This is a genomic window from Deinococcus multiflagellatus (genome assembly GCF_020166415.1).
Taxonomy (GTDB): domain Bacteria; phylum Deinococcota; class Deinococci; order Deinococcales; family Deinococcaceae; genus Deinococcus; species Deinococcus multiflagellatus.
In genome coordinates this window covers 1-26,000 of sequence record NZ_JAIQXV010000023.1, presented here as the reverse complement: position 1 = coordinate 26,000, position 26,000 = coordinate 1, and the positions used below count along the sequence as shown (strand labels likewise).

Sequence of the window (26,000 nt, the reverse complement as noted above, 5' to 3'; positions counted from 1 at the left end):
GGAGCGTGGTCTGGCGTCACTTTTCGGCGAAACATGCCTCCAGCCTGGCGGCTTGAGGGTCCCAGCAGCAAGTCTTCAAGTTTGAGGTTCGAGTGCCTTCGGATCCAGATAAGGGTTGGACGGGTCGAAAGGCAGCCCCAGCGCCTCACCAGTTTTCGCATCGAAGCGGTGAACGACACCTCCAAAAACCACACTGATCACGCGCGGTCCCCGACGTTTCAACTGGACGTATTTCCACCGGGCCAAGCCGCCTTCAAACACCAGCATCCGGAGGCTGTCCGGCTTGGCAGCGCCGAATGCAGGAATGGCCAGCCGCGCGGTGCTCGCTGCTTTTTCCAGCCGCTGCAGCAGGGGTGCATCGGCATACACCTGCCGGGACGGCGTGCGGCGCAGCAGGGTCAGGCTGACCGATGCCCAGGCCCGCAGCGCGGGACGGGGATCCTCAGCGAGCAGCATCAGGCGGTCAATCAGGGGCGGGGTATCCATCGCTGCCGAACCGGCGAACAGAGGCATGGCGCGCTCATCGTCAATCGTCAGTGGTCTTGCCGCTGACGGGCGGGTCGCCAGGCGCAGCGCGGGTGCCGCTGGCATTTCCGGCTCAGGCGCTCCTGCAAGCAGCGTTTGGCCGACAATCCGCAGGCCCTCATTCCATGCCTGCCGGCCGTAAGCGAACCGCAGGGTGTGCTGGGCCCGTGTATACGCCACAAACTGGATACACCGCTCCTCGACCGCGTCGCCGGTGGCCAGTGGCATCAGTTCTGGAAACAACACTGTGACCCGTGACCACTCCAACCCTTTGGCCTTGTGGACCGTGCTCAGAGTAATGTCACCGCCCTGGCTGTAGAGCCGTTTGAGCAGCGCGGCAATGGCTTCCACTGAACCGCGGCCTTCTGAACTCACCTGTTCAGCCAGTACCGCAAGACACCGGCACAGATCACTCAGTTCCTGGAGTTGCCGCTTGGCTTGGCGTTCCCCCCGCGCCTGCGCCCGTTTCAGTGGTGCGGCGCGCCGCTCGTACAGGGCCGTGATCTGCGGGGTAATACTTGCTGCGTCAAAGGGAAGGTGAAACGCTTCGCGCGCGGCTGTGAGCAGACGAGTTTCCAGGTCGCGCCCGGTGACATGGACACTGCGGCCCTGCACGAGGAGGTCAAGGGCCAGACGAATCAGGGGGGCATTAAGGCGGCAGAGCACCGCCTCACCCGGCTGCACGTCCAGCGCCTGCGCGGGGACATGCTCGACCGCGCCTTCGCAGGCGCCCGGAGCAGCCTCAATAAAATCACTCACGGTCTGGGCCACCGCCACCACGCGGCGGGAACAGCGAAAAGACACGCTCAGTGGCAGTTCACGGGCGCCGATCTCGCGGGCCAGCTGGAGCAGCCCCTCAGGCGAGGCCTGCGCGTACAGATAGATGGACTGCTCGGTGTCACCACACAGAATGAGGCGGCCTGGCGTCTGGGTGCGCAGCCCGGTCACATGAACGACAAACGCCTGCCGCAGAGGGGTCAGGTCCTGAGCTTCGTCGACCAGCGCGTTGAGCACACGCCCCTGGCCCAGGCCCAGTTGCACCGGCAACCAGAGCATGTCCGTATGGTCGATAATGCCCCGCGCGTGATACGCGTCCAGGCTCAGCTGGCGCAGTTCGGTCATGGCCCTACGCAGAAGCGCCAATCTGGCGGCCTCGGTGACAAAGGGGCCAGTGGCAGCGGCGGGGGGCCAGCCCGCCAACGTGAGCAGCAGCGCCAGGTCATCGGAATTGGAAGCGCACAGTTGCATCTCCCGGTACAGATCCCAGGCGCGGGCCAACATCAGCCGGAGTGCCCGGTCAATTGGGCGCGCCAGGATGCCCTCAAAGCAACCCAGCCCATCAAGCAGGTCTGCGGTCTTGTCATCTTTGAGTTCAGAGGACCGGCCAGTGCGGGCCAGCAAACCCAGGCCGTAGGCGTGCAGGGTCCTGGCCTGCATCCCAGGAGGCAGGCGCTGCTCGACCCCCTGCGCCGCATGCTTGTTGTAAACGAAGTACAGCGCGCTTGACGGCGTCGGGAGGTGCCAGGCCGCCTCTGTTAAGGTGGTTGTCTTGCCGCTGCCGGCCGTGGCCCGAATCAACAGGTGCTCCGCCGTATCCCGCACCATTTGAACCACCCGGCGCTGCTGCGCGGTGAACTGTAGTGGCATTGGCCGGTCCAGAGAATGCGCGAGGCTCATCGTCGAACTCCTTTGCATCATGGTGCCCTGCGGACGGGTCGGGAAGGCAAGGGCACAGCGGGGCCAAAGAGCGTGGGCTGCACTGGCGGTTCACACACGTCAATTCCACTGCAGTCGTCCGCCCACTCCAGCGTACGGCCAATGACCAGCTCTCTGGCGGTAACGTTATGCCCACTGGTCATTTTGACGGTTCGCCACCGCAGGCCTTTGGCCCAGGCCAGACCCATGACTTCTGGATCATGCTCATGCGTCATCACCCAGGGCACCGTCAGCTCAGCGCACACGTCGAAGAGCCGCGCATGATCCAGGTCATGGTGGGTGTACAGGCGCCGACCAGCAGATTTAATGCCTGCCGCACAGGGCGGATCCACGAAAATAGCGGTTCCGGCCCGGAAGGGTGTCCGGGCCAGAATGGCCAGAGCGTCGCCCTGGGTCACGGTGACCCGGTGCCGGTGAGCAGCCAGTTCGGCGATGCGGTTGGCCAGCGTCTGGGGATACCACCGCTGCGCCAGCCCTTTCCCCTTCTCACCGCGCCGCACCAAACCTGCGCCTGGAGCCAGGATCCCGCCTCGGTTGACGCGATTGCGCAGAATGGTCTGAAACGCCAGATCCAGTTCTGTCTTCGGCGTCAGGGCAAGCTCGCGCTGCACGCGGTCCAGGGTCAGTTCAAAGTCAAGAATGCGCTGCGCGAGCCGTGGGGCGCGGGCGCTGAACACCATGCGGTGGACGGCAACGACCGCGCTGTCCAGTTCGTTGAGCCAGATCTTCGCTGAGGTCTTGTCCAGTACTGCGGCAGACAGGGCCCCGCCGCCGGCGAAGGGCTCCACAAACAGGGACGGCGGATGGCGGTTCAGGAACTGGAGAAGGGACGGGGTAAACCAGGTTTTGCCCCCGGGATACCGGAAGACGCCCCGGGTCTTGACCCGCGAAACATTTTCAGGGGTCTGAATAGGAAGAACAGACATTCAGTGCTCCGCACCCCAGGTGCCGAAGCACCTGGGGTGTAGCGGACCTCCCTGCTCTCCGGGCTCAGCTGTGGTCTGGAACCACCAGGAACAGACTGGGCTTTGGGTAGGTGGCCGGATTGCGCCGGGTTTCCCGCTCAGCTGTGCGGCGAAGCTGCCGGTACCGGTGCATCGCTGCCTTGCCCTGATAGATGCAGCCGTCGTCAATCATCTGGGCATGGTTCAGCGTCCGTGCCCCGCGCTTGCGACTGACCGCCTGTCCCTCCCGGGTCCAGAGTTCACGGGGCTTTGACCGGCCCTGATATTCGAAGTTGGCCGCCTGATAGGCCACCCCAACCACCTGCCTGGCTTCATCGGCGTAGGTGCTGATGATCTGCCAGCGCTCCGGCAGCTGCCGCACCGCCCGGCTGATCAGAAACGACGAGATGTTGGCCGGAGCGTCCGGACGGATGGTCAGCCGGGTCAGCGCCAACACCGATTGATGCGGACAGGCGGTGCCAGTGGCCGCATGTTTTGCCCAGCCCAGTGCAGGAGGGTTAAAGGCCACCACCGCCAGCAAGGAGCCGCAGTCGCGGTGGAATGCCCCAAAAGCCGAGGTCATGCGCCCTGCCCCCAGCGCGTAGTGGTGGGTTGTGATGAACGCCCGGGCAGCGGCGGCGGCCACGGGCTGAACAGTCCATTCGTCCTTGAGCAGCGGATCGTGCCACGGACCTGCGGCGTGCGCGACATGCGCCAGTCCAGCGGCGGTCAGCGCCAGCATGTCCGTTCGCCGCCGGAGTGAATGCCCTTCACAAAGTGCCGCTCACCAGCCTGGACCAGGTGAATCACAGGTTTCTGCATAGAGGCTCCAAGCACCCCAGGCCACGCTCGGGGTGACAGATGTACAGCACCCCCGGCGTGCGGCCGGGGGTGCTCAGGTGAAGTGCGGTCAGTACGTTCTGGACCAGTAGCTCGGCGCAACCCCCACTGCCGTTTCGTTGCGCTGGTAGCTCACCGCCCGCGTATAGCCCTGGGCGAGGTAATCCGTCTCCCCACTTCGGATGACGCCGTAATTCGGCTGAACCGACGCCTGAAAGACACTGACATCCGAAGACGTCACCCCTGGGGCCCACAGGCGGAATTCGCTGCGGCCCAACTCCACGCGGCCGCCAAAGAAGGTCGAGGCGCTGGTGCATGTGGCCCGCAAATCGGTGAAGACATCGCTGTACACCGTGGTGTTGAGTGTGGCGTAGCCCTTCACCCGCCACCAGGCCACCTTGGTGCTGTTGGCACTGCTGTATTCCGCCCAGGCGCGGCTGCTGTCGGCCGACGTGCGCATGACCGCCAGATTCATGTAGAAGCAGTCGTCACTGTGCCCAGTGATGAGATTCAGTGCCACGGCCTTGCTGGTCACGGCATACCCACTGCCCAGCGCCTGCGCCTCGAACCCAGTCGACTGACGCTCCGCCTGCAGGGCTGTCAGCCGGTTCTGGGTCTCTGCGCGGAACTGGGCGTCCAGATCAGCTGCTCTCGCCCTAATCTGGGCTTCCGTCATGGTCTGACCCTGATAGGTCACGCTGCCGTCTGTCTGGACCATGACGCCTGCAGTCGTGGCTGGTGCATGCGTGCCGCCACAGGACGCCAGCAGCAGGGGCACGGTGAGCAGCGCCGCTGTCCACGAGAATTGCGAAATCTTCTTCATAGGAGCCTCCAAGTGGTCGCGGTGTGAGGCCCGCTGCCCCCTTCAAGTTCGGTTGCGCGAGACTTTTGCGGCGTTGCGCAGGCGATGGGCTCCAGCGCGAACCCACCCGGCCAGCTCACTCGACCAATAGGTGGGATTACGCCGGGCACCCCGTACATCGACGCCCAGGCGCCGCAGTTGTCTGAGGGTTGCCGCGCCATCAGAAGGCAGCCAGGCCCGCTGGACATCCAGAGCGTGCGGGGCGTGGGTGCGGACCAGCGCCTTCAACTGTTCCGCCGTGCAGCGTCCCCGTATCGTGAAGATCACTTCGTTTTGCCTCAAGCTGCGCTCTGCTTTCATGTGGCCTCCTGTGCTGATGCGTCCAGACGGTACCGGCGCATGAGTCTTGGGGACACCTACAGGCGGGACGTGTTGGCGTGACCGCGGCTCATGCGCCAGTGATCCAGTTCCTCAGTGCTGATGTGACCGAAAGCCTTCTCGGCCAGCTCAAGGTTCTGCACCAGGGTCAGGTCATTGGCGAAGACCCCATGGTTGCGGGTATGGGCCCATTTGGGGTGCGTCAGTTTGCGGTGCTCAGCCGCCGCCCATGCCTGAAAGGCTGTCGGTTCCCGTCGCGCCAGACGCAATAACTCCCACCGACTGGCGAAATGGCACGAACGGCTTATATGTACTACTTGACCAGGCTTAAGCGTCCCACGGCACGCGCTGCGCTGACGTACCAATCCCGAGGTTATTCTCCCTCGTCAACCCGCGCCAAGCGCGCCCACAGGCGCCGCTCCCCGTACGGCGTCAACCCCCGCGGTTTGTACACCGACAGGACCAGAATCACCAGCAGCACCAACAGGCCCACGCCCGGGTGCAGCAGTTGCCCGTGCAGATCCGGATTCTGGCCAGCGGCCGCCCACTGCGCCCACGCCCGCACCTCCGGCAGGGTCAACAGCAGCACCGTGGTCGCCATGGCGGTCAGCACGAGCTTCATCACCACCCAGTAGTGCCGCAACAACCCCCACGGCGTACAGAGCGCCTGCACCACCCCACTCACCAGCGCCGCCACGCTCAGCGGCGCCAGCACCCCGGTCAGCTGGTCCAGCCCCCACCACGCCGAGCGCACCGCCTGCGGGTCACTGCTGCCCAACCCCGCCAGCACCAGACCCAGGTACGCGACCACCGCCCCAATCCACCCCACCGAGGCCGCCACATGCACGGTCAGCCCCAGCTTCCTCCAGCCTGGCCCCCACGTCATCCGTGCAGCGGCCCGGACACGGGCACCGCGGCCCCCGGCAGGTGCCGACCCGGCCCGTGCTGCCCACCCCCAAAGACCTTCAGGGCCAGCACCACGAGCAGCAACGCCACGCCCACCCAGAGAAACCCCTTCACCCAGCGGGGCATGCCCACCAGGGGGGGTGAAGCGTGGCCCGCGTCCGCAGCGGTGTGGTCTGGCTTTTTCTTGTCGTTCGTCACGGTGATCCCCACGACCGTACGCCGGACCTGTTCAGCTTCTGTAAAGCCCGGGCGTCCAGTGGCCCCCTTTACACGAGCTTTACAGCCGGCCCGTAGGGTGGGCGGACGCTTCCCCACGCCCTTCTCTGGAGGTTCCCATGCTTCACGTCCGATCTGCCCTGCTGCTGGCCCTGCTCAGCCCGCTGACCGCCGCCCAGACCACCGATCACCCCTTGTCCATCGAGCGCATGCGCGCCCGCACCTACCCCGGCAGTGCCCTGACCACCCAGCAGACCCTGACCCCCGGCGCGAACTACACCCGGCGCGTCGTGTCCTACCAGTCCGACGGCCTGCGCATCAACGCCCTGCTCACCGTGCCCACCGGCACACCCCCCAAAGGCGGCTGGCCGGCCATCGTGTTCAACCACGGCTACATCCCCCCCAACGAGTACCGCACGACCGAGCGGTACGTCGCGTACGTGGACGCTTTCGCGCGCGCCGGTTTCGTGGTGCTCAAGCCCGACTACCGGGGCCATGGGAGTTCCCAGGGCCAGCCGGCCGGCACCTCGTACTGGTCCCCCGAGTACACCACTGACGTCCTGAACGCCGCGTCCTCCCTCAAGACCCTCAAGGGCGTGAACAAGGCCCGCCTGGGCATGTGGGGCCACTCCATGGGCGGCCACATCACCCTGCGGGCCATGGTCGTGAGCCCCGACATCAAGGCCGGCGTCATCTGGGCGGGCGTGGTCGGCCCGTACGACCTGCTGTTCAAAGCGCTGCCCCAATGGGGCCGCGGCGACCCGAACGATCCACGTGCCCGGTTGCTCGCCACCCTCGGCCGTCCTGAGCGCAACCCGGCCGCCTACCGGGCCATCTCCCCGAACGCCTACCTGGCCGACCTCCGGGGCCGGCCCCTGCAGCTGCACCACGCGACCGGAGACACGCACGTGCCCTACAGTCTGTCGCAGTCGCTCGCCAGTGGCCTGAAAGCCGCCGGGCAACCCGTGACCTTCTACACGTACGCAGGCGACAACCACGACCTCAGCCGCAACCTGAAAGCGGCGCTGGATCGATCCATCGCCTTTTTCAAGACGCACCTGTGATCCCCTGTGAGGCAACCATGACCCTGACGCCCCTGCACCGCGCCCTCCTGCTGAGCGCCGCCCTGCTCACCAGCATGGCGGGCGCGTACACCGTGAAACCCGGCGACACCCTCTTCAGCCTCGCGCGCGCCTCCGGCACCACGGTCGCGGACCTCATGCGCCTCAACGGCCTGAGCAGCACCACGCTGGAGGTCGGGCAAACCCTGCGCCTTCCCGGTGAAGCCGCGACGTCCGCGTCGCCGGCGCCTGCCTCGCCCTTGCCTCTGCCCCCTGCACCGGCCCTGCCGGGCGTGAACGTCACCGCGCCGACCACCCTGCGCATGGGGGACGCCTTTGCGCTGCGCCTCACCGGTCCGCGCGCGGCAGAGGCCCGCGTCCACTTCCCCAGTGAAGTGGGCGAGGATGTGCGCCTGCCCGCCGAGCGCCTCACGCCGGTCCCTGCAGGCAACGGCACGTTCCTCGTGCTGGGCCGGGTGCTGCTGGGCAAAGCCACGCCGCTGATCTACGAGATCGAGCTGGATGGGCAGGTGCTGCGCCGCAGCCTCCCCGTGGCGGGTCTGCCCCAGCCGGTCCAGCGCCTGAACCTCCCGCCCAGTATCAGCGGCAAACTGCAGGACCCGGCGCGCGCTGCGGAGGACGCCGCGGTGGAGCGCGCGTACGCCCTGCGAACCCCGCCCGTCTGGACGAAGCCCTTCCAGGACGCCGTGCAGGTCCGCGCGCAGAGCAGCGCGTTCGGGCAGCCGCGCACCTACGTGGCGGGCGGTCCCGTGCAGTACCACTACGGCACGGATTACCGCGCCCCGGCGGGCACGGCGGTCCGCGCCGTCAATGACGGCACGGTCGTCATGGCCGGGATGTACCCCGTGCGCGGCGGCCTGGTCATCCTGGACCACGGCGCCGGCGTGACCAGCCTGTACTTTCACCAGCGCCGGGTGACGGTGAAGGTGGGGCAGCGGGTGAAGCGCGGCGACAAGATCGGGGAAGTGGGCAGCACTGGGCTGAGCACCGGCCCCCACCTGCACCTGGAACTTCGGGTGCGCGGTGAAGGCACCGACCCGGCCGGGTGGATGAACCGCGTCTGGCCGAAATAAGTGGGGGCCCGAAGGTCGCCCGGCAAGAGGGAGGCCTTCTGCGCCGCTGCACGGTGCCGTCGCCTGTCACCGCCATGCCCGGCGGTCAACGTCCACGGCGCGTCTGCCAGGGACGAGGTAAAGTCGGTACTCTGACGGCATGAGAAGGGCCAGGACCGTGTCCAGTGATGGGCGTCAACCATGAGTCGGAACCGAAGCGCGGAGCGCGCGGCGGCTGAGGACGCGCCGGCGCCCAAGACCTCGCCCTGGAATCTCAGCAATATTCTCGGGCTGCTGGCCCTGCTGGCCACCATTGCCTTTGGCATCATCCAACTCTTCAGCTCGTCGGCCCAGCAACGGTTGCGGCTGGACGCCACCATTCAATCTGCGGCGCAGATCGTGGGCTCCACCCTGCCTTCACAGGTCCGCGTGACCGTCGGTGGCAAGGAAGCGAGAAACGTGTACGCGACAGTCATCAAGGTGGCCAACTCGGGCGCGCGGCCCATCACACCTGACCTCTTTGCGCCGGGCACGGTTCTCCGCTTACGCCTGGGCGACCGGTGTGAAGTGGTGGAGCAGCGCGTCGTTGGGGCGGTGCCCCAGGATGTGCGGGAGCGGGCGCGGGTGACCGTGATTCCAGGGGGCGTGGCTCTCGCGCCCTTACTGCTGAATCCCGATGACACAGTGCTCATTCAGGTTCTCACGTCAAATTGCCGCCCTCAGCTGGTGCCTTCAGCGTCCATTGCCGGCATCACCCAGGTCAGCATGAGGGACGCGGGGAAGATGAAGTCCGAGTGGGCGTCGCGTTGGCTCATCGTGTTTGCCATCGTCATGGGCGGTATTTTCAGCCTCTTTAACATCTATGAGGCCCGAATCAAGCAAATGTCTCGCTGGCAAAGACAGTTGATTGTGTTGGGCCTGCTCATTCTCATGGTATCCGTCTTTCTCTTTTTAATGAATATGATGCTCTCTTCCACATTTCAATTCTTTTCTCCAACGTATCAATAAAAAGCACGTTCAACCCATCTAGCAGGCTCCAAATCGAGTCTTCACTTCAACCGATGGGCGGGTTGACTGTCGCCCTTGATTTCACTGGTTCACGGCAGTCCGGTGGCACCAGACGTTCTGGGCTGGACTCGTCCCGGTGCCAGTTGTGCGGCCCAGCAGCCGGCGCCGTGTTCCGGGTGCATGCCCGAACCGGTGGAGCGGTGCACCGCTGATCGCCCCCATGACAGGGTCACCAGCGCAGGAATCCACCGTGCATCCGGCTGTTCCCCTCGCACAGGCATCAACTCAGCAGCGCTTCCAATTTGGGCCGCTGCTGGTCGAAGGTGCCGTAGAAGAACTGTTCACCGATGACCGTGATGGGCGCGACCCGGACGCCGTAGCGCGCTTTTGCTTCTTCAGCGACGGCCGGGTTTGTCAGGTCGCGTTCTTCAAACGCGACGCCGTGGCGGGCAAACCAGCGCCGCAGCGCGTGGCAGTCGGGGCAGGTGGGCGTGGCATACAGGATGACGTGCGGCATGGGCAGCCTCGCAGGAACACCGGGACGAACCCGTGGGCTCGTCCCGGAGCGGGAGGGCGGAGGTGGTCAGCGGCCGTGAACAGGCAACGACGGGAAAAGGGCAAGCGGACCGCCGCGTTCCGGATGTGATCTGGGTCCGTCAGCGGCGGCTGGCCAACGGCGCGTTATTCACCCTGGCAACCTGACAGGGGGTTTGCCGTCACTCAGATGTACTTGAGCACGTCCATGAGCTCGTCCACCATCTCTGGCCCGTCGCCCCGGGTGGCGGCGGTCGCCACGTGCGCTTCGAGGTGCCCGCGCAGGACCACGCTGGCCGCGCCGTCGAGCGCGCCCTGCACGGCCTTGATCTGCCGCAACACGTCCACGCAGTAGACATCGGGATCCTCCAGGGAGCGGCGGATGCTTTCCAGGTGACCGCGGGCGATGGCGAGACGACGCGCGGCGCGCTGGCGACTGTCTTCGGGCATGCAGAGGTGCTGGCTCGTGTGACAGGCTTCCCCCTCAGGGGGATGGGGGGCAGGCGGCCTGGCGGTCGTCGCCCTGGGCATTACTGGGGGGAAACGGCCGCGCCGTACCCTTCGTCCTGCACGGCGGTGATCAGGTGCTGCGCGTCGGCGCTGCCCTGCACAACGGCCTTGCCGGTCTTGAGGTCCACCTGGGCGTCCGTGACGCCGGGCACGCTTTTCAGGGCGCTGGCGACGCCGCTCTGGCAGTGGCCGCAGGTCATGCCGGTGATGGTCAATTCAATCTGGTTCATGGTCTTCCTCCTGGCACCAAGCTATACCCTCCCCCCTGGGGTGTCAAGAGGACTGAAGAAGGGAGAGCCGAAAACACAGGCTTTTCCTGGCGGCATCTTGCATTCCCCCTCCCCCAGGGTCTATGCTGCCCTCAGAAGGAACCCCCCTGGGGGGGATTGGAGGAATCCATGACACACACCATCGAGCTCGGCATTCAAGGCATGACCTGCGCCAGTTGCGTGGGCCGCGTCGAACGCGGCCTGAAGAAGGTGGACGGCGTCCAAGACGCCACCGTGAACCTCGCCACTGAGCGCGCCACCGTGACCTACGACCCCGCCCTGACCGGCCCGGACGTCCTGCTGGCCAAGATCAAGGACGTTGGCTACGAGCCCCTCGTCAGCACCGCTGAACTCGGGATTCAGGGCATGACCTGCGCGAGCTGCGTCGGCCGGGTCGAGCGCGCCCTGAAGAAGGTGGACGGTGTTCTGAGCGCCAGCGTGAACCTCGCCACCGAACGCGCCAGCGTGACCTACCTACCCTCCAGCGTCAGCCCCGGACAGCTCAAGGCCGCCATCCGCGAAGCGGGCTATGAGGTCCTTGACGAGCAAGCTGGTCTGAGCCGTGAAGATCAGGAACGCGAAGCGCGCGCCCAGGAAGTCGACCACCTGCGCCGCCAGGTGCTGTTCAGCACGGTCTTCGCCCTCCCCCTCCTGCTGATTGCCATGGTCCCCATGGTCATCCCGGCCGTGAACGACTGGCTGATGGCCACCTTCGGGCACGGCGTCATGGGCACCCTGAACTGGATCATGCTCGCCCTCGCCCTGCCCATCCAGTTCGGTCCCGGACGGCGCTTCTACCGGCTGGGCTGGAAGAGCCTGAAGAACAAATCCCCTGACATGAACGCCCTGGTGATGATCGGCACCACCGCCGCGTTCGTGTACTCGCTGGTGGCCACGGTGGCCCCCGGCATCTTCCCGGACGGCACCGCGCACGTGTACTACGAAGCCTCGGGGGTCGTGATCACCCTGATCCTGCTCGGCAAGTTCTTCGAAGCCGTCGCCAAGGGCCGCTCCAGCGAAGCCATGAAGAAACTGCTGAGCCTGCAGGCCAAAACTGCCCGCGTCGTGCGGGGCGGTCAGGAACTTGAGGTGTCCACGGACGAGGTGCTGGTCGGTGACCTGATCTCGGTTCGCCCGGGCGAGAAGATCCCGGTCGATGGGGAAGTCGTCAGCGGCAACTCCTTCGTGGACGAGAGCATGATCACGGGTGAACCCATTCCGGTCAGCAAGCAGACCGGCGCCCCCGTCGTGGGCGGCACCATCAACCAGAACGGCGCCCTGAGCTTCCGCGCCACGAAAATTGGCGCCGACACCGCCCTGGCCCAGATCATCAAGTTGGTGGAAACCGCGCAGGGCAGCAAACCCCCCATCCAGGGCCTCGCGGACAGGGTCGTGGCCGTCTTCGTGCCCGTCGTGCTGGGCATCGCGGCCCTGACCTTCCTGCTCTGGCTGATCTTCGGTGGGCAGACCGCCCTCTCCTTCGCGCTGGTGACCACGGTCGCGGTCCTGATTATCGCCTGCCCCTGCGCCATGGGCCTGGCCACGCCGACCAGCATCATGGTCGGCACCGGCAAAGCCGCTGAACTGGGGGTCCTCTTTAAAGGGGGCGGCGCCCTGGAAGGGCTACAGGACGTGCAGGTCGTCGCGGTGGACAAGACCGGCACGCTGACGAAGGGCAAACCCGAACTGACCGACCTGGTGACAACAGACACCTTTACCCGCAACGACGTCCTGCGCCTCGTCGCCGCAGCGGAAGCGCAGAGTGAGCACCCCATTGCCCGCGCCATCGTGGACGCCGCGAAAACAGAAGGTATTGCTCTGGTGCAGCCTGAGCACTTTGAAGCGGTGCCTGGATTCGGCCTGGACGCGCGGGTGGATGGCCACCTGGTGCAAGTGGGCGCCGACCGGTACATGACCCGCCTGGGCCTGGACACGGCCGCCTTCACGGCGCAGGCTGAACGGCTGGGCGATGAAGGCAAGAGCCCGCTGTTCGCGGCGATTGATGGCCAGCTCGCGGCCGTGATCGCGGTGGCCGACCCCATCAAGGACGGGAGTCTGGAGGCGGTGCGGGCCCTGCACGCCCAGGGCCTGAAGGTCGCCATGATCACTGGGGATAATTCCCGCACGGCGAACGCCATCGCTCAGCAACTTGGTATTGACGAAGTCCTGGCCGAAGTGCTGCCCAGCGGGAAGAGTGACGCGGTGAAGGCCCTGCAGGCTGGGGGCCAGAAGGTCGCCTTCGTCGGAGACGGCATCAATGACGCGCCGGCACTCGCCCAGGCGGACGTGGGCCTGGCCATCGGCACGGGCACGGACGTGGCGGTGGAAACCGCCGACGTGATCCTGATGAGCGGCGACCTGCGCGGCGTGCCGAACGCCTTCGCCCTGAGCCGCGCCACCCTGCGCAACATCAAGCTCAACCTCTTCTGGGCGTTCGCGTACAACATCATCCTGATTCCGGTCGCGGCTGGCGTGCTGTACCCCGCCTTTGGCCTTCTCCTCAGTCCGGTCCTGGCGGCTGCCGCGATGGGCTTTTCCAGCGTGTTCGTGCTGACCAACGCCCTGCGCCTGCGCGGCTTCCGCCCACCCGTGAACCCCGACCCCGCCCCGGTTCGTGCCGGGACGGTGAGGGCCGCGTCCACCTGAACGGAGGTGACGTGCCATGGCGAAACTGAAGGTCGCGGCCCTGATGCAGCATTTGCGGCGGCATGTCAAGCACGCCCAGTGCCGGCGCAGCTTCCTGGAGCGGGCCCAGATGCGTGCCGCGGTGGACCCCGAGCAGGGCCTGACGTTTCTGGGGGTCGGCAGTTCCTGCGGGAAACCCGCGTTCGCCCTGCCGTACCCGCTGACCTGGACCGAAGCGGCGCTGGACCGACTCGAGCACCTGGCCGAGCAGCACTTCTGTTACGTCGAGTATGGCCAGCTCGCGCACCTCAAACGGCGGGTGGACGACCGCGAACTGCTCGCCGTGCAGGACTGGACGCCGTTCGGGGTGGTGTACGTGCGGGCGGAGTACCCCCTCGCGGACACGTTGCTGCGCGACCTGACCGTTACCCTTCAGCCGGAGGACACTCCGGAGAGCACCGCGCCGTGACGCCACACCGCCCGACCCTTGCCCTCCCCCTTCTTCCCTGGAGATTCGTATGCCCAAATTGACGGTTGGCCCCTGGATTGCTGCTCAGAAACTCCCCAGCCGGGACGTGGCCCGTGACCGCTTCGCCTTCCTGGACCGCACCCGCCTGCGGGACGAGACCCCCACCGTGGCTGGCCTGCCGCTGGTTGGCATGGGCGGCTCGTGCGGCAAGCCCTGCTTCGCCCTGCCATTCGTGTTGACCTGGACGGACGAGAACACCCACGCCCTGGAAACCGTGGCGGACGGGTACGGCTGCTACGTCGAGTACGGCCTGTACCCGCACCTGAAGCTGCGCGAGAATGATCAGGAGGTGGCGGCCGTGCAGGACTGGACTACGTTTGGCATGGTGTACCTGCGCCCGGGGTACGAGAAGGCCGAGGAACTGCTGACGGATCTTGTGCGCGCCCTGAGCCCCGCGTAAGCGAGGGGCCGGACGCCGACAGCACACGGTGTGCTGTCGGCGTCTGTTTATGGGACCGCACCCCGGGAGGGCCAGAAATTCCGCGCCGCGTTGTGGGACGACACGTCCCGCCGAGGCTGATTCGCCATAAACCATCTCTGGAACAGTAAAACGCCTGTCTTTGGTGTTTTTGCCACCGTACGCCCCGGAGTTGAACCCAATCGAGCTGGTGTGGGCGTATGTGAAGCGGAATGTGCTGGGCAACTGCTGTGCCCGCTCGGTCTCCTTCCTGAAGGCGAAGCTCGTGACAGCCTGGCAGCGGATCCGGTACATTCAACGCCCTCGTCACCTGACGGATGCCAATGTCCAGCGGGAGCAATAAATTACCGCGAATAGGGGTTGACAAGGGCGGCTAGAAAGGCGCTAGGGAGAGGGCTCATGAGCCCTCTCGATCTCACTTTCCTCCCGCTTTCAGCCGCAGTAACGCGCCTCACCCAATGGATCGCTCCGCACATCCCAGCGAAATTGCTGCACCCACACGAGAAAATGTCCGACGCTGACAATGAGCGGGCGAGCTAGGCCGAGCCCAGCACCGTCAGAATCAGCAGGACTGTCCCCAGCCAAGGACCCGCCCGTCTGCGGCGGGGACGTGGCGAGGTCACGTGGACCCCAGCTGGGTGGACGGCAGGGAAGCGGGCGGGCAAGGGCGGGTGGACATGTCAGGTTCCTCCACCGCGAGCTTAGGTGGGACGTGTTGGCGTCGTGTAAAGCTTTACCGCATCTGAACACGACTCCCGTAGGGTGCGGCGCGTGAACGACCGTGTTGCCTTGTGGAGTTCCCGACTCAACCCTCCCCCTTGGCTGGGGGACGCCTTGGGCGGCGTGATGCTGGGCCTGATGTTCCTGCCGTCACCGTTGGCCGTGCTCGCTCCACTCCCGCTGGCGATGCTGCACCACCGTCTGGCCCACAGCACGGCCGGGTGGGGCGCTTTCCGGCATGCGTTCGCGTTCGCCCTGGCCTTTTTCGGTGTGCACCTCGCCTGGCTGCCCATCAGCATGGCGGCCGTGCTGGGGCCCCTGGGTGGGCTCCTCACCGTGCTCGTCCTGCCCGCTGCGGCGCTGACTTGGGCAGTGCCCCTGACCCTTACCCGGGTGGCCTTCGGCCCCCGCACCCTGCTCGCTCTGCCCCTTGCCTGGGTCCTGCTCGAGGCGCTGCGCACCCAAGGTCCCCTGGCCTTCCCGTGGGGCGCGCCCGGGTACGCCCTGATCCAGACCCCACTGGCCCAGCTCGCCAGCATCGGTGGGGCCGCGCTTCTCACGCTGCTGGTGACCGGAACCGCCAGCGTCCTGGCCGGTCTGGGGGGCAGCCGTCCTCCTGTTCTCCTGATGGGGCTGGCGGTCTGGGGCGCTGGCCTCGTGTGGGGCCGGGAAGTCACGCCCCCCATCACGCCCGCTCCCCGGACCGCTGTGCTCGTGCAGGGGGCGATCGATCCGCGCCTCAAGGCCCAGGGGCGCACCCTCAATGAGTTCCAGATTTACCTTGATCTGACGCGGCGCGCTCTGCGTTCAGGGGAAGCGGACCTGGCCGTGTGGCCGGAGACGGCGAGTCCGCTGCCCGCCTCCGATCCGGGGGTGCTGCCCGCCCTCCGGGGCCTGGGCGTTCCCCTGCTGCTCGGTGCCCCGGGCGATGTGCCCGGCCAGGCGCGCAACAGCGCCTACGGTGTGGACGGCGAGGTCACGGGGCGGCAGGACAAACGCGTCCTGGTGCCATTCGGGGAGCGTTTGCCTTTCTCAGGTGTGCTGGGGGGGCTCTATACCCCTGTCTTGAGGAGCCTGGGGATGGCCGGGTACACCAGCCTGACCCCTGGAAGGCTGCTGAACGTGCTGCCCGTGCGGGACCTGCGCGCGGGGGTGAGCATTTGCTACGAGTCCGTGTTTGGGCAGCTCAGTCGGCAGGCCGTGCGGGCCGGAGCCAACCTGCTCGTTGTGCTCTCCAACGACGCGTGGTTTGGGCAGGGGGCAGGGGCCGAACAGCATTTTCAGATGGGCCGCCTGCGCGCCATCGAAACCCGGCGGTTTCTGCTGCGCGCCGGGAACGACGGGGTCAGCGCAGTCATTGACCCCTGGGGCCAGGTCCGGTTTCGCGCGCCCCGGGGCGCGCGGGGCGCCTACCGGGTCACCTTTGATCTCTCGACAATTCGCACGCCCTTCGTGCTGTACGGCAACTGGGTCGTATGGGCAAGCGCACTGGCACTGCTGATGGCCGGTGCCAGGCTGATCCGCAATCCGGGGATTTCGCTCCGCCCGATCTCCAGTCAAGCCCTCGATACGAGAGCTGACCACGGGGAGCGTTGTCAGTCCACGGGTCCGCTGTATGGCCGATGAACCGGGTTGTCCATGATCAGCAGCCGGCGGCGGAAGCGGCGCGTCCAGGACGTCTTCAAAGTGCGCTTTCATCCTGTGGCCACCGCCTGAGGAATGCTTGATCAGCACAGGTGACCGGTGCACCACCGCCATCTTCGTCGGGTTTCCGGATCATGTGGCAGTCTGGGTTCCCCTAGAGATTCAAAGGATGGTGTCGAGCTGGACACCTTGCCCAGCCATGTAGCGGGTGACGCCCTCTTGGTCAATCTCGCGGAAAATTTGTGTGTCGGCCGAAGCGCACTGTACAGCTCAGTTTGACCTGGTCGTGGTGGAAAACGTTGAAATCCTGGGCCCTGAAGGGGTGCCGGGTGGAGCTCTGATTCGAGATGGTGGGGCGCGCCTTCCGGAACCGGATGACCGCTTCCTGTGGCTTTGGGGTGTCGGAAACGTCATCGCCTGGTGAAAGACCCTGCCATCCGTCATGAACGGATGAACGCTTGGTGGGAGCGCCTGCGCCCAGGTCATCCCTTCGAGCATGAATGCTCACCCAACACGTCAAGCCATGAGTCGAATGCATCCTTCAGGCGCCCAGGCCACACTGGGGCATGACGCGTCGCTGGTGGCTGATCCTGGGGGCGGGGTGGAGCTGGGGTGTGGCCAGCGCCCAGCCCGCAAGCGTGACCTTGACGAACATCCGGCATGACTTTCAGGCGCTGAACAACTGCGCGCCGGTCACCGCCATGACCCTGCTGGGGTATTACGGCGCCTCGGTGACCCAGGCGCAGGCGGCCGCCGTGATGAAGGATTACCCGGGTGATCCGCAGGTCACGAGTCTTGAACTGGCCAGCTACCTGGGCCGCGCGGGGCTGCAGAGCGTCATCCGCTACGCCGGGGACGCCGAACTGCTGCGGTCACTGGTGGCGGCGGGGTTTCCGGTGGTGCTCCAGCAGCGGCTCCAGCGGGGCAGCAACGTGGCGCATTTCCGCACGGTGTACGGGTACAGCGCGGGCCAGTTTCTGATCAGTGATCCGCTGCTCGGGCCGTCCCTGCGGCTCAGTGCCCAGCGGCTCGCCGAGCTCTGGGCGTACTACAACGGGGAGTACCTGGTGGCGTTTCCCCCCGCAAGGGCTGGGGAGGTGCAGCGCCTTCTGGGCAGCGATTACAGCGCGGCCGCGAACTGGCAGCACCTCCGGGCACATGGGGAGCAGGATGTCAAAGCGCGCCCGCGTGACCCGTACGCCTGGTGGGGGCTGGCCAAGGCCACCCTGCGCCTGGGCAATGCCGCGCTGGCGTCGGACTACTTCGAGCGGGCCGTGAATCTGGGGGTGCCCACCATGTACTACCTGTACCGCCAGGAAGCGTTCGAGGCCTGGACGCAGGCGGGACGGCACAGCCGGACCCTGAGCGTCACGCAGCGGGCCCTGCAGGCGTTTCCGCGCAGCAAGGAACTGCAGTATTTCCGCACCCTGGCTGGCAGAGCGGTGGGACAATCGGGCGGCTGAGGACCGAAGCAGTGGGGCTTGGTCGCCTGTGTCCGCCCGGGCCTTAATGGTCCGCGCAGTCATCAAATCTTTACAGAAACTTTATAAACCGCCGGTACGGTGGCCCGGATGTGGCGTTCTTTGCTCCTCACCCTGGGCCTCGCCGCCCTGAGTTTCTCCACCGCTGCGACCGTGACGGTCAAGCCCGGCGACACGCTGTACGGCATTGCCCGGCGCCAGGGCGTGAGTCTGGAGGCGCTGCTGGCGAAGAATAAGGGCCTGAATCCGCAACTGGCCCTGAAGGTGGGGCAGGTGCTGCAGCTGCCAGATCGGTCTGCCACCACCCGCGCGGCGACCGTGACCGCCACAGGTGGGGCCACCGTGCGGCCTGCGGGCATCCGCGTGACCGCGGTGCTGCCCGTGCAGGGCCGGTTGACCAGCCCGTATTCGCCCGCGCACCTGGGCCTGGATCTGGCCGCCCCGACAGGCACCCCGTTTGTGGCGGCCCGCGCGGGACGCGTGACCGAGTCCCGGTTTGACGCGCGGACCGGCTGGGGCTGGACGATCGTGCTGGACCACGGGGACGGCATGACAACGCGCTACAGCCACAACAGCGCCAACCTCGTGCAGGTGGGTCAGACCGTGGAGACCGGGCAGGTGATCGGCCGGGTGGGCAGCACCGGCAACAGCACGGGGCCACACCTGGACTTCCGCGTGATGGTGAACGGCAACGTCATCAACCCCATGGGTCTGTACTGAGCGGCGCCAGGGGAGAAGGGCATGCGCCTTCCCCCTTCAGGGTTTCTTGAGGCGCGCCGCCAACTTTACAGAAGCTGAACACGCGCGGCCCAGGGTGAAAGCGCCCTCTCCCCCGGGAGGGCCGCGTGACCACCGTGGTCCCGCGTCATTTCACGCCCTGGAGGCCCCCGATGGACACCCTCACCCGCATGCTCAACACCCACCCCAAGGCCAGTTCCATGGACGCTGCCCTGCTGGCCACCTGCCTGCAAGCATGCCTGGAGTGCGAGGCGGTGTGCTCGCTGTGCGCCGACGCGTGCCTGAGTGAACACGAACACCTGCACCATCTCACGCACTGCGTCAGTCTGAATACGCAGTGCGCCGCTGTCTGTCAGGCCACCGCCAAGGTGCTCGCGTCATCTGGGCAAGGGAACGCGCAGGTCCTGCAGGCGCAGCTGGAGGCCTGCCGGCGCGCGTGTCAGGCGTGCGCCGAGGAATGCGAGCGGCACGCGCAGGAGATGAACATGGCGCACTGCGCCGTGTGCGCCGAGAGCTGCCGACGTTGTGAGCAGGCCTGTCAGGCGCTACTGGGGAGCGTGAACGCATGAAGCGCATGCTGTTGACCGCTGCCCTGCTGACCTTGAGCTCCGCCCAGGCCGGTGGAATGGACATGGCCATGCCCGGCATGACCCACATGACGATGCCGATGACGCCTTCAGCGTCTGTGCCGGGGCTGTCCCAGATGGGGCTGCAGATGCAACTGGACATGCGCATGATGATGATGCCGATGATCAGTGACCTCGCCCGGTTGAGTGGGCGGTCCTTCGAGCGGGCGTTCATGTCCATGATGATTCCGCACCACCAGAGCGCCATCGACAGCAGCCGCGCCGTGCTGGAGCGCGCCAAGGATGAACAGGTGCGCGCGTGGGCGACCCAGATCATCGCGGACCAGACGCGCGAGATTGCTGAGATGCAGGCCCAGCTGCGCGCGTACGGCGGGCCGAATCAGGCGGTAATGGCGCGCATGGTGCAGATGAACCGCATGATGGACATGCCCGCCATGATCCGCGCGTCAAGCATGCCGGAACGTACGTTCCTGGAAGGCATGCTTCCGCACCACGCGGCCGCCAACGAGAAATCGAACCTGGCCCTGCAGCGGACGCAGGACCCCTTCGTGTTAGAGCTCGCGGAGAAGATCATCACCGCCCAGGCAGGCGAAATGCACGACTTCCAGGGGTGGCTCAGAGCGCATTAAGGCAGGGCCACAAGGCGACTGGCAGATCGTCCATGCCAGTCGCCTTCTGCGTTATAGGACGAACATGCCCCTGAGGGCCTGCCGGACTGGCTCGAACTCCGCTTCGGTCAGTCGGCCGAGTCGGCCGGTGATGCGCGCCTGATCCACGTACCGCAGCTGATCGGTCAGGGCGACGCTGTCGCGCGTGAGGCCACCACATCCGCGTTGGTACAGGGGGTACAGCGCGGCGCCCGGTGAAGTGCTGGATGCGGGACGTGAAGGGCACGACGAGCAGGCCGGGAAAGCGGGGCGCGGCAACAAAATCCGGCACCGCCACGATCAAGGCGGGCCGAAAGCCGGACTGTTCCGTGCCGCTCGGCTGGTGCGCCGCGAAGTTCACTTCCAGCACCACACCCAGGGGGGCGGGGTACGTCAATCCTCACCCATGTCCCAGCCCTGCCCAGGCACGTACCGGAACGGCTTGACCGCCGGCCGCCCCTGCGGCCCCCAGTCGTAAGGTTCGCTCAGCAGTAGGTCTGGGCTCGTGAACATCTGGGTGTTGCCTGGGTGTCGGTGGAGGGTGCCGCCTCCCAGCGAAAAGCCCTGGGCGAACGGCAAACGGATCACAGGGGCCAGAAGGGCGCGCCGCTGCAGCTGCCGGGCCTCACGTGTGGTCAGGCGGAGCAGGGTGCCACTGGCCGCTTTGTGTTTGCCCCGAAGCCGAATCTTGATGGTCATGCGCGCTCACCCCCCTTGCGGTGTCCCTGCAGTGTACGCCCCTGCGGAAAAAGGTGTGTGGGGCGCGCAGCGTTTCAAACGCTTGCCCCTGGGTCTGGTGCCCGCGGCTCGATCACCAGTCAGGCGGCTCACCGGTGGAGACCTCTGCGTTGCAGCGAGCACGGCTGGTCGACTGGACGGCGGGTGGGGAGCCCGGCGCCCATCAACAGGGTGGAATGGCCCTTCAGCGCGTGCTCTGCCGCGGTCTCAGTCCAGGCCATGGCATCGGCCTGCGTGTCGGGCGCTGTCACGAGACGCGATCTGCCAGCGCACAGGGCACTGAAGGCCGCACAAGGCGGATCGTCAACAGGCACAACATTCACTGTTGGCATGTCACGTGGTGGCCTGTTCACCTGGGCCTTGCCGGCGTGGGCGGGCGCCCCCACCTCATGCTCCAATACGGCATGGCGCGCGCCACTCGCACCCTGAATCCCCTGCACTTTGAAGATCTGGAGCCGCACCGTTTTGAAGATCTGGTGCGGCAGCTGGCCTACGATTACCGGCCCTGGGCCAGCATTGAGGCCACTGGCCGGGGCGGCGCAGATGACGGCATCGATATCCGGGCATTTGAGCAAGGCATCGTTCCCTCATTTGAAGAGGCCGACGAAGAGGACCTTCCCCCTCTCGTGGCTTCACGGCGGCTGTGGATTCTTCAGTGCAAGCGGGAAAAACGTATTGGCCCCGCGCAGGTCCGGCGGTATGTCGAGGAGAGTGTGCCGGGGCCAGAAGTGCCATATGGGTTCATCCTCGCAGCGGCCTGTGACTTCAGCAAGAAAGCCTATGACGCGTTCCGCGCCGCCCTGATTGGGACTGGCGTGCAGGAATTCCATCTCTGGGGGAAAGCCGAGCTGGAGGACATGCTGTTTCAGCCGAAGAATGATCATCTGCTGTTCGCCTACTTTGGCATCAGCCTGCAGACGCGAAAGCGCTCCAAGCAGAATGAATTGAGATCCCTCCTGACCTGGCGCAAACGAATTCTGCGCGCTCTCGACAGTGAGCGCGGCGTCATTGGGCAAGACGTCCTGCTGCTGGATGCGGACTGCCAGGACTACCCTCTCATGGACGAGGTGCCAGATTTCGAGACCGCTCAGCCGTGGGGCATCTTTAGAGTCAAGCTCATGCATCCACAGCACTTCCTGGTGCTTGAAGTGGCGCGGCACCTGGCGTATGCGGATGATCAAACGGGCGAGTGGGACGTGTTGGAAGAGGGTGAGGTTCCTGTCATTCGTGAGCAACTGTATGGTGGTCCACCGAGCGTCCGCACCCCTGAGACGAGCCGCTGGTACCGGGTCTGGGAAGAGGCAGTGCCGCGAGCGGCAAGGGCCGAATACGTCACGATGGCGCGCCTCCCCCTCGAAAGCATTGTGGGCCTCGTGGAGAAGGGCGATCTCGCCCACGACTGTCCAATTCTCTATATTCAGGTCACGGCAGAGGGACGACTCTTCCCAGAGGAATTCAGCTACCTCCTTGAGTTTCAAGATCGGCACAAGCAGAACCGGACTCTCCTGCCTGATCCGGAAAAACGAATATCTTATTTTAAGAACGCCAAATTTGCGCAAGATCACGCAGCTGATATCAGCTGAATTCAACACACGCTGTTGATGATTTTGATTTGGATGACTTTGACGTCGACGCTGCGGTCTTGGGATTGGTTCTTGATCAGGAGAGCAGATCGGCACGGCGCTTGTGTTTTTCGTAGATAGTCATAATCTAGAGATCATAGACAAGTACGGCAATATCCACATGGACTTCCTCATCCTGACAGTGTCGGAATTGGAACTGCAGTATTCGTCGTTGCTCGTCGATCGCAATATCTTTGGCGTACTGCTGGTGACTCCGCATGCTTTCGATCACTTTTTTTACCACTGATGTTGCGTCTTTGTTGCGATTAAAAATGAGGACGGCAGTCAGCAGGTCACGTGAGGTCAGATACTTGAGCAGTTGGTCGACGGTCTCAAGAAACAGCTTCTCGCCCCCCCAGAATTTGCATTCTCCGAGAAAGGCGGTGTCATTCCCCTGGCGCAGCAGGATGTCTGTTTTCCCGCGTCGGTTGAACGTCTCGCCGCTGACCTGCCCTCGAAACAGCATGTTGAGCGCAGCAAGCAGGACGTCTCGCAGGGCTTCTTCGCCCAATTGTCCTGCCATTCTGTTGCCACGCTCGAGTTGCCGTGCAAAGTCATCAATGGCGTCGAGCACAAGGCGGTAGTCCTTCTCCGGCAGGAGCGCGGAACAGCGCCGTTGTGGCAGTGGTGAGGACAGGGAAAGCGCCAGGGTTTGGGCCGGTTGGCCTTTTAAGAGAGATCTGGCGGCCTGCTCCGGGTTGAATTCGACGGCGATGCCATAGGCTTCTGCCTGCCGGTACGTCTCGACCAGCACATGCCGCCGGGCTTCAAGGGTGCGCAGGAGATGAGCCTGCAACTGCTCATTGAAGGGCCGCACCTCAGTTTCAACCTGCTCTAACCACCACTGAAACGGCTTCGTCAACGTGGCGACCGTCGGCATAAACCGGGCCGCATCGAACTGTCCCTCAAGAAAATGGTGGACAAACACCAGCTGGCGGCGGGATAGATCAATCTCTGCAGCGGGAGGGCTCGGCATCGCGGTAGCAGTGGCGCGAAGAGTCGGGTTATGCCTGTGCCTCAGCTTTCCACCTCGTCTGGGTCGCGCAACCGCCTGAATTGATCGGCCGGCATCTGTGAGGTCAGCGAGAAGTGGTACCGTCCGCCCAGGTGAATGTGCCCAAACTTCAGAGGCGACAGCCGCTGCACATCTTCGTCCCGCACCTCCACGCCGTCCACACGCAGTTGATTTAGGATGAGGTCGAGAGAGCGGGTGTTCCAGAGAATGATCGCGTTCACCACCAGGCCCAGGGCCCCCAACTGATCTTCCATCCCAGCGACGTCATGTTGCCGCAGTTCCCCATGTCGGCCCTGGAACACTGCCCGTGCCAGCCGGTGCCGGGCCTCCTGGCGGTTGCGCTGGGTGCCGATGGTGCGGCGGTAAAGCGGATCATCGTGGTAACTGAGCAGGTGGAGCGTGCTGGCGATCCGCCCCACCTGCTCCAACGCCCGAGTGAGGGCGCTTTTGGGTCTGACGCCGATCACTTTGAGCAGATCCGAGGCCCGCACCGTCCGGGTCATCAGTGACCCCGCGAGGCGCAACAAATCGTCCCAGTGATTGGCAATCAGCGCGGTGCTCACCTGCGACGTCGCCAGCGCATTCAACTTCCCATAGTTTGCTTCTCGGGTCACGCGCGCGTACGTCCGCTCGCGCAGATCAGCCAGCTCCGGGCTGAACTGATAGCCCAACAGACGGAACAACCCGAAGACCATGTACGACGAGGCCGCTGTATCTGACACGAGTTGCTGAGGGCGCAGCACCGTGTTCTGCTCAATCATGCCGTCCAGGGCGAACAGGGAATCGCGCAGGGTCCCCGGCACCACGATGCTGTGAAAGCCGCTGTACTGATCGGAGATGAAGTTGACATAGGTCACGCCACTGCGCACCCCAAAGTACTTGGGGTTCTGACCAGCGTAAATGGTTTTCACCGGCACCCGGAAGCGCAGCCCATCCACAGAGGCCACCTGACCGTCCCCCCACGCCGTCACCGTCGGAATGGTGGCCTGAAACTCGACCAAGCGGGCATTGGCACTGGCAATGGTTTCGGCGCGCAGGTAGTGCTGATCCACCCAGGACAGGCGGCCGCGCCCAAGGGCCTCGGTCTCCGGTTGAACCACCGCGTCCAGTCCGACATTGCACGCTTCAGCCAGCAGGACCGCGCACACGCTGACGTCGAGGTGTCCCACTCTTGTTCGTGCTTCACTCAACTGGGTGAAGGCGTTGGCACACCCCGTCCAGCGGTGCACTTCCAGGAGCAGATCCGGCAGATCCAGGCGGGGCATCCGCCTCGCCACCAGTTCCCGCAAGTGCCGCAGCCTGGGCGGCTCGGGCAGCGCCTCTTCCTCCTGAAGCACCAGCACGGTGCGGCCCTCTTCTTCAGCCAGAGAGACTGCGGCGTTCTGCTGGAGGCGGGCTTCCACCAGCCGGTACCGCTCGTCCAACTGGGCACTGAGCTGCGCCAGCATCACTTGCGGATCAGGGTCAAGGTCAAGACTCCGGCAGACCTCAGCCTTCAGAGCCGTCCAGGCCTGATCCGACAGCAGGCGCAGGCGAGGGTCGCTAAATTTGGGACTGGCCGACACAAAGACGTCGCGGCGCTTCAGGGCCAGATGCAGATGGTCGAGGACACAAAGGGTGTAAGCAGGCCGGTTCAATGGCCCTTTTCTGGGAATGAGCTTGCTCCAGTCACCCTTGACGAGCGTGAGTGGCACCTCGGTGGCCATGATCTGTGATCGGCGCCCCAGACGCCGCAGCGCCTGAAGCGCGGCCAGGGACGGCCCTCCAGCGGCGCTGCCCTCAAAGTTCACTGTCCTCAGCAGGGCCGGCAGAAACTGCTGCACATAGCTATAGCGACTCAGCAGCCCCTCCAGCCGGGTCTCGCTTCGCGGCCGAGTGAGTGCCTGAACCGTTTCCGCCGCGGCCTGGAGCTGTTCCTGAGACACCAGGGCCAGCACCCGTGCGGCGAACGCGGGGAAGTCCTGGGGCGGCTGCCCCAAACTCTCCAGGAAAGCCAAAGTGAGCTGATTGCTGCGCCGGGCCGCTTCTTCCAGTGACGGCAGCTGATCTTGCCGTGCACCGTCTTCTTGCCGTTCGATCCGGTTGAAGAGGTCAGTCAGCAGACTTTCGAAAAGGGTCAGCGCGTCGTCCAGGGCCTGACCTTCAAGGCGACGGACCGTCACCAGCAGGGTGGCGATGCGCCGGGAGCGGGTCATGCGGCGCATCGCCTGGGCTTTGACGCCCATCCCGATGCGGAAAAGGGTGTTCAGCCGTTGTTCAGGAAAACCGCTCAGATCCAGGGTGGTCACGCCGATCCGCCGCACCGCTTCAACCCGCTTGAGTGCACCGACGAGTCCGGGGGCGGAGACCGACAATGGCGCTTTCCGAAGTTGATCAAGTTGGGAGACCGATGAGCGAGGGGGGACGTCCAGCAGGGCTTCAAGGGCCGTCACCTGGGCTTCACTGGGCAGGGCC

27 protein-coding genes and 2 pseudogenes are annotated in these 26,000 nt (G+C 65.3%); 14 read left to right on the top strand and 15 right to left on the bottom strand.

Features of this window, described 5'->3' with window-relative positions; genetic code table 11:
• Positions 1 to 75: 75 nt before the first annotated feature.
• The 8 genes from K7W41_RS20180 to K7W41_RS20145 form a co-directional block, all read right to left on the bottom strand.
• The gene (locus tag K7W41_RS20180) at positions 76 to 2,202 is read right to left on the bottom strand and encodes a UvrD-helicase domain-containing protein (RefSeq protein ID WP_224612078.1); all 2,127 of its coding nucleotides are present in this window, start codon (positions 2,200 to 2,202) and stop codon (positions 76 to 78) included.
• 17 nt (positions 2,203 to 2,219) lie between these two features.
• Positions 2,220 to 3,167 (bottom strand): hypothetical protein, encoded by a 948-nt coding sequence (locus K7W41_RS20175; protein WP_224612076.1) that lies wholly within the window; start codon positions 3,165 to 3,167, stop codon positions 2,220 to 2,222.
• A 64-nt stretch (positions 3,168 to 3,231) separates the two neighbouring features.
• Positions 3,232 to 3,927 (bottom strand): Mom family adenine methylcarbamoylation protein, encoded by a 696-nt coding sequence (locus K7W41_RS20170; protein WP_224612074.1) that lies wholly within the window; start codon positions 3,925 to 3,927, stop codon positions 3,232 to 3,234.
• Positions 3,928 to 4,095: 168 nt separating this feature from the next.
• Positions 4,096 to 4,848 (bottom strand): hypothetical protein, encoded by a 753-nt coding sequence (locus K7W41_RS20165; RefSeq protein ID WP_224612072.1) that lies wholly within the window; start codon positions 4,846 to 4,848, stop codon positions 4,096 to 4,098.
• 42 nt (positions 4,849 to 4,890) lie between these two features.
• On the bottom strand, positions 4,891 to 5,187 hold the full coding sequence (locus tag K7W41_RS20160; RefSeq protein ID WP_224612070.1) for a hypothetical protein: 297 nt from the start codon (positions 5,185 to 5,187) through the stop codon (positions 4,891 to 4,893).
• A 56-nt stretch (positions 5,188 to 5,243) separates the two neighbouring features.
• Positions 5,244 to 5,474, bottom strand: coding sequence for a hypothetical protein (locus K7W41_RS20155; RefSeq protein WP_224612069.1), 231 nt, complete (start codon positions 5,472 to 5,474; stop codon positions 5,244 to 5,246).
• 104 nt (positions 5,475 to 5,578) lie between these two features.
• Positions 5,579 to 6,091: a hypothetical protein gene (locus tag K7W41_RS20150; RefSeq protein WP_224612068.1), complete on the bottom strand. Its 513-nt coding sequence runs from the start codon at positions 6,089 to 6,091 to the stop codon at positions 5,579 to 5,581.
• Positions 6,088 to 6,309 (bottom strand): hypothetical protein, encoded by a 222-nt coding sequence (locus K7W41_RS20145; protein ID WP_224612067.1) that lies wholly within the window; start codon positions 6,307 to 6,309, stop codon positions 6,088 to 6,090. Before K7W41_RS20145 ends, K7W41_RS20150 begins: the two co-directional genes overlap by 4 nt.
• Positions 6,310 to 6,446: 137 nt before the next feature.
• Between K7W41_RS20145 and K7W41_RS20140 the strand changes: the two genes are divergently transcribed.
• From K7W41_RS20140 to K7W41_RS20130, 3 genes are all read left to right on the top strand, one after another.
• On the top strand, positions 6,447 to 7,391 hold the full coding sequence (locus tag K7W41_RS20140) for an alpha/beta hydrolase family protein (RefSeq protein WP_224612066.1): 945 nt from the start codon (positions 6,447 to 6,449) through the stop codon (positions 7,389 to 7,391).
• 17 nt (positions 7,392 to 7,408) lie between these two features.
• Positions 7,409 to 8,482: a LysM peptidoglycan-binding domain-containing M23 family metallopeptidase gene (locus K7W41_RS20135; protein ID WP_224612065.1), complete on the top strand. Its 1,074-nt coding sequence runs from the start codon at positions 7,409 to 7,411 to the stop codon at positions 8,480 to 8,482.
• Positions 8,483 to 8,662: 180 nt separating this feature from the next.
• The gene (locus K7W41_RS20130; RefSeq protein WP_224612064.1) at positions 8,663 to 9,469 is read left to right on the top strand and encodes a hypothetical protein; all 807 of its coding nucleotides are present in this window, start codon (positions 8,663 to 8,665) and stop codon (positions 9,467 to 9,469) included.
• A 280-nt stretch (positions 9,470 to 9,749) separates the two neighbouring features.
• Here K7W41_RS20130 and K7W41_RS20125 read toward each other — a convergent pair whose 3' ends face one another.
• The 3 genes from K7W41_RS20125 to K7W41_RS20115 form a co-directional block, all read right to left on the bottom strand.
• Positions 9,750 to 9,986 (bottom strand): glutaredoxin family protein, encoded by a 237-nt coding sequence (locus tag K7W41_RS20125; protein ID WP_224612063.1) that lies wholly within the window; start codon positions 9,984 to 9,986, stop codon positions 9,750 to 9,752.
• Positions 9,987 to 10,189: 203 nt separating this feature from the next.
• On the bottom strand, positions 10,190 to 10,534 hold the full coding sequence (locus tag K7W41_RS20120) for a metal-sensitive transcriptional regulator (RefSeq protein ID WP_380058397.1): 345 nt from the start codon (positions 10,532 to 10,534) through the stop codon (positions 10,190 to 10,192).
• Complete coding sequence (locus tag K7W41_RS20115) at positions 10,534 to 10,743, bottom strand: CopZ family metallochaperone (protein WP_107139484.1); 210 nt, start codon at positions 10,741 to 10,743, stop codon at positions 10,534 to 10,536. The genes K7W41_RS20120 and K7W41_RS20115 overlap by 1 nt, the downstream gene beginning before the upstream one ends.
• 168 nt (positions 10,744 to 10,911) lie before the next feature.
• Here K7W41_RS20115 and K7W41_RS20110 point away from each other — a divergent pair, with 168 nt between their 5' ends.
• From K7W41_RS20110 to K7W41_RS20070, 10 genes and pseudogenes are all read left to right on the top strand, one after another.
• Positions 10,912 to 13,428 (top strand): heavy metal translocating P-type ATPase, encoded by a 2,517-nt coding sequence (locus K7W41_RS20110; RefSeq protein ID WP_224612060.1) that lies wholly within the window; start codon positions 10,912 to 10,914, stop codon positions 13,426 to 13,428.
• A 16-nt stretch (positions 13,429 to 13,444) separates the two neighbouring features.
• On the top strand, positions 13,445 to 13,876 hold the full coding sequence (locus K7W41_RS20105; protein ID WP_224612058.1) for a hypothetical protein: 432 nt from the start codon (positions 13,445 to 13,447) through the stop codon (positions 13,874 to 13,876).
• A 49-nt stretch (positions 13,877 to 13,925) separates the two neighbouring features.
• Positions 13,926 to 14,336 (top strand): hypothetical protein, encoded by a 411-nt coding sequence (locus K7W41_RS20100; protein WP_224612056.1) that lies wholly within the window; start codon positions 13,926 to 13,928, stop codon positions 14,334 to 14,336.
• A 151-nt stretch (positions 14,337 to 14,487) separates the two neighbouring features.
• Positions 14,488 to 14,697 (top strand): annotated as a pseudogene (locus K7W41_RS20095) (transposase); the annotation flags it as partial.
• Between the two features lie 56 nt (positions 14,698 to 14,753).
• Positions 14,754 to 14,876 (top strand): annotated as a pseudogene (locus K7W41_RS23860) (IS982 family transposase); the annotation flags it as partial.
• Between the two features lie 249 nt (positions 14,877 to 15,125).
• On the top strand, positions 15,126 to 16,700 hold the full coding sequence (gene lnt, locus K7W41_RS20090) for an apolipoprotein N-acyltransferase (protein ID WP_055364363.1): 1,575 nt from the start codon (positions 15,126 to 15,128) through the stop codon (positions 16,698 to 16,700).
• 584 nt (positions 16,701 to 17,284) lie between these two features.
• Positions 17,285 to 18,181 carry a C39 family peptidase gene (locus tag K7W41_RS20085; RefSeq protein ID WP_224612054.1) on the top strand — a complete coding sequence of 299 codons (897 nt, stop codon included), beginning with the start codon at positions 17,285 to 17,287 and terminating at the stop codon, positions 18,179 to 18,181.
• 108 nt (positions 18,182 to 18,289) lie between these two features.
• On the top strand, positions 18,290 to 18,919 hold the full coding sequence (locus K7W41_RS20080) for a M23 family metallopeptidase (protein ID WP_224612052.1): 630 nt from the start codon (positions 18,290 to 18,292) through the stop codon (positions 18,917 to 18,919).
• A 170-nt stretch (positions 18,920 to 19,089) separates the two neighbouring features.
• Entirely contained in the window at positions 19,090 to 19,506 is a 417-nt protein-coding gene (locus K7W41_RS20075; RefSeq protein WP_224612050.1) for a four-helix bundle copper-binding protein, read from the top strand.
• Positions 19,503 to 20,153 carry a DUF305 domain-containing protein gene (locus K7W41_RS20070; RefSeq protein ID WP_107139477.1) on the top strand — a complete coding sequence of 217 codons (651 nt, stop codon included), beginning with the start codon at positions 19,503 to 19,505 and terminating at the stop codon, positions 20,151 to 20,153. The genes K7W41_RS20075 and K7W41_RS20070 overlap by 4 nt, the downstream gene beginning before the upstream one ends.
• A 51-nt stretch (positions 20,154 to 20,204) precedes the next feature.
• Here K7W41_RS20070 and K7W41_RS23825 read toward each other — a convergent pair whose 3' ends face one another.
• The gene (locus K7W41_RS23825) at positions 20,205 to 20,450 is read right to left on the bottom strand and encodes a type II toxin-antitoxin system PemK/MazF family toxin (protein ID WP_380058383.1); all 246 of its coding nucleotides are present in this window, start codon (positions 20,448 to 20,450) and stop codon (positions 20,205 to 20,207) included.
• A 114-nt stretch (positions 20,451 to 20,564) separates the two neighbouring features.
• The gene (locus K7W41_RS20060; RefSeq protein ID WP_224612048.1) at positions 20,565 to 20,870 is read right to left on the bottom strand and encodes a hypothetical protein; all 306 of its coding nucleotides are present in this window, start codon (positions 20,868 to 20,870) and stop codon (positions 20,565 to 20,567) included.
• A 443-nt stretch (positions 20,871 to 21,313) separates the two neighbouring features.
• Between K7W41_RS20060 and K7W41_RS20055 the strand changes: the two genes are divergently transcribed.
• A complete protein-coding gene (locus K7W41_RS20055; protein ID WP_224612046.1) occupies positions 21,314 to 22,492 on the top strand; it encodes a PDDEXK family nuclease in 1,179 nt (392 codons plus the stop codon).
• Between the two features lie 127 nt (positions 22,493 to 22,619).
• Here K7W41_RS20055 and K7W41_RS20050 read toward each other — a convergent pair whose 3' ends face one another.
• A complete protein-coding gene (locus K7W41_RS20050; RefSeq protein WP_224612044.1) occupies positions 22,620 to 23,507 on the bottom strand; it encodes a hypothetical protein in 888 nt (295 codons plus the stop codon).
• A 41-nt stretch (positions 23,508 to 23,548) separates the two neighbouring features.
• Positions 23,549 to 26,000, bottom strand: a 2,452-nt coding sequence (locus K7W41_RS20045) for a Tn3 family transposase (protein ID WP_224612043.1), incomplete at its 5' end; no start/stop codon positions are given.

Coding starts and splice junctions, on each gene's coding strand:
- K7W41_RS20070 (WP_107139477.1), top strand. CDS start 19,503: ATGAAGCGCATGCTGTTGACCGCTGCCCTGCTGACCTTGAGCTCCGCC.
- K7W41_RS20105 (WP_224612058.1), top strand. CDS start 13,445: ATGGCGAAACTGAAGGTCGCGGCCCTGATGCAGCATTTGCGGCGGCAT.
- K7W41_RS20150 (WP_224612068.1), bottom strand. CDS start 6,091: ATGACGTGGGGGCCAGGCTGGAGGAAGCTGGGGCTGACCGTGCATGTG.
- K7W41_RS20165 (WP_224612072.1), bottom strand. CDS start 4,848: ATGAAGAAGATTTCGCAATTCTCGTGGACAGCGGCGCTGCTCACCGTG.
- K7W41_RS20085 (WP_224612054.1), top strand. CDS start 17,285: ATGACGCGTCGCTGGTGGCTGATCCTGGGGGCGGGGTGGAGCTGGGGT.
- K7W41_RS20135 (WP_224612065.1), top strand. CDS start 7,409: ATGACCCTGACGCCCCTGCACCGCGCCCTCCTGCTGAGCGCCGCCCTG.
- K7W41_RS20080 (WP_224612052.1), top strand. CDS start 18,290: ATGTGGCGTTCTTTGCTCCTCACCCTGGGCCTCGCCGCCCTGAGTTTC.
- K7W41_RS20055 (WP_224612046.1), top strand. CDS start 21,314: ATGGCGCGCGCCACTCGCACCCTGAATCCCCTGCACTTTGAAGATCTG.
- K7W41_RS20110 (WP_224612060.1), top strand. CDS start 10,912: ATGACACACACCATCGAGCTCGGCATTCAAGGCATGACCTGCGCCAGT.
- K7W41_RS20130 (WP_224612064.1), top strand. CDS start 8,663: ATGAGTCGGAACCGAAGCGCGGAGCGCGCGGCGGCTGAGGACGCGCCG.
- K7W41_RS20175 (WP_224612076.1), bottom strand. CDS start 3,167: ATGTCTGTTCTTCCTATTCAGACCCCTGAAAATGTTTCGCGGGTCAAG.
- K7W41_RS20140 (WP_224612066.1), top strand. CDS start 6,447: ATGCTTCACGTCCGATCTGCCCTGCTGCTGGCCCTGCTCAGCCCGCTG.
- K7W41_RS20100 (WP_224612056.1), top strand. CDS start 13,926: ATGCCCAAATTGACGGTTGGCCCCTGGATTGCTGCTCAGAAACTCCCC.
- K7W41_RS20170 (WP_224612074.1), bottom strand. CDS start 3,927: ATGCTGGCGCTGACCGCCGCTGGACTGGCGCATGTCGCGCACGCCGCA.
- K7W41_RS20075 (WP_224612050.1), top strand. CDS start 19,090: ATGGACACCCTCACCCGCATGCTCAACACCCACCCCAAGGCCAGTTCC.
- K7W41_RS20180 (WP_224612078.1), bottom strand. CDS start 2,202: ATGAGCCTCGCGCATTCTCTGGACCGGCCAATGCCACTACAGTTCACC.
- K7W41_RS20050 (WP_224612044.1), bottom strand. CDS start 23,507: ATGCCGAGCCCTCCCGCTGCAGAGATTGATCTATCCCGCCGCCAGCTG.
- K7W41_RS20160 (WP_224612070.1), bottom strand. CDS start 5,187: ATGAAAGCAGAGCGCAGCTTGAGGCAAAACGAAGTGATCTTCACGATA.
- K7W41_RS20115 (WP_107139484.1), bottom strand. CDS start 10,743: ATGAACCAGATTGAATTGACCATCACCGGCATGACCTGCGGCCACTGC.
- K7W41_RS20060 (WP_224612048.1), bottom strand. CDS start 20,870: ATGACCATCAAGATTCGGCTTCGGGGCAAACACAAAGCGGCCAGTGGC.
- K7W41_RS20120 (WP_380058397.1), bottom strand. CDS start 10,534: ATGCCCAGGGCGACGACCGCCAGGCCGCCTGCCCCCCATCCCCCTGAG.
- K7W41_RS20125 (WP_224612063.1), bottom strand. CDS start 9,986: ATGCCGCACGTCATCCTGTATGCCACGCCCACCTGCCCCGACTGCCAC.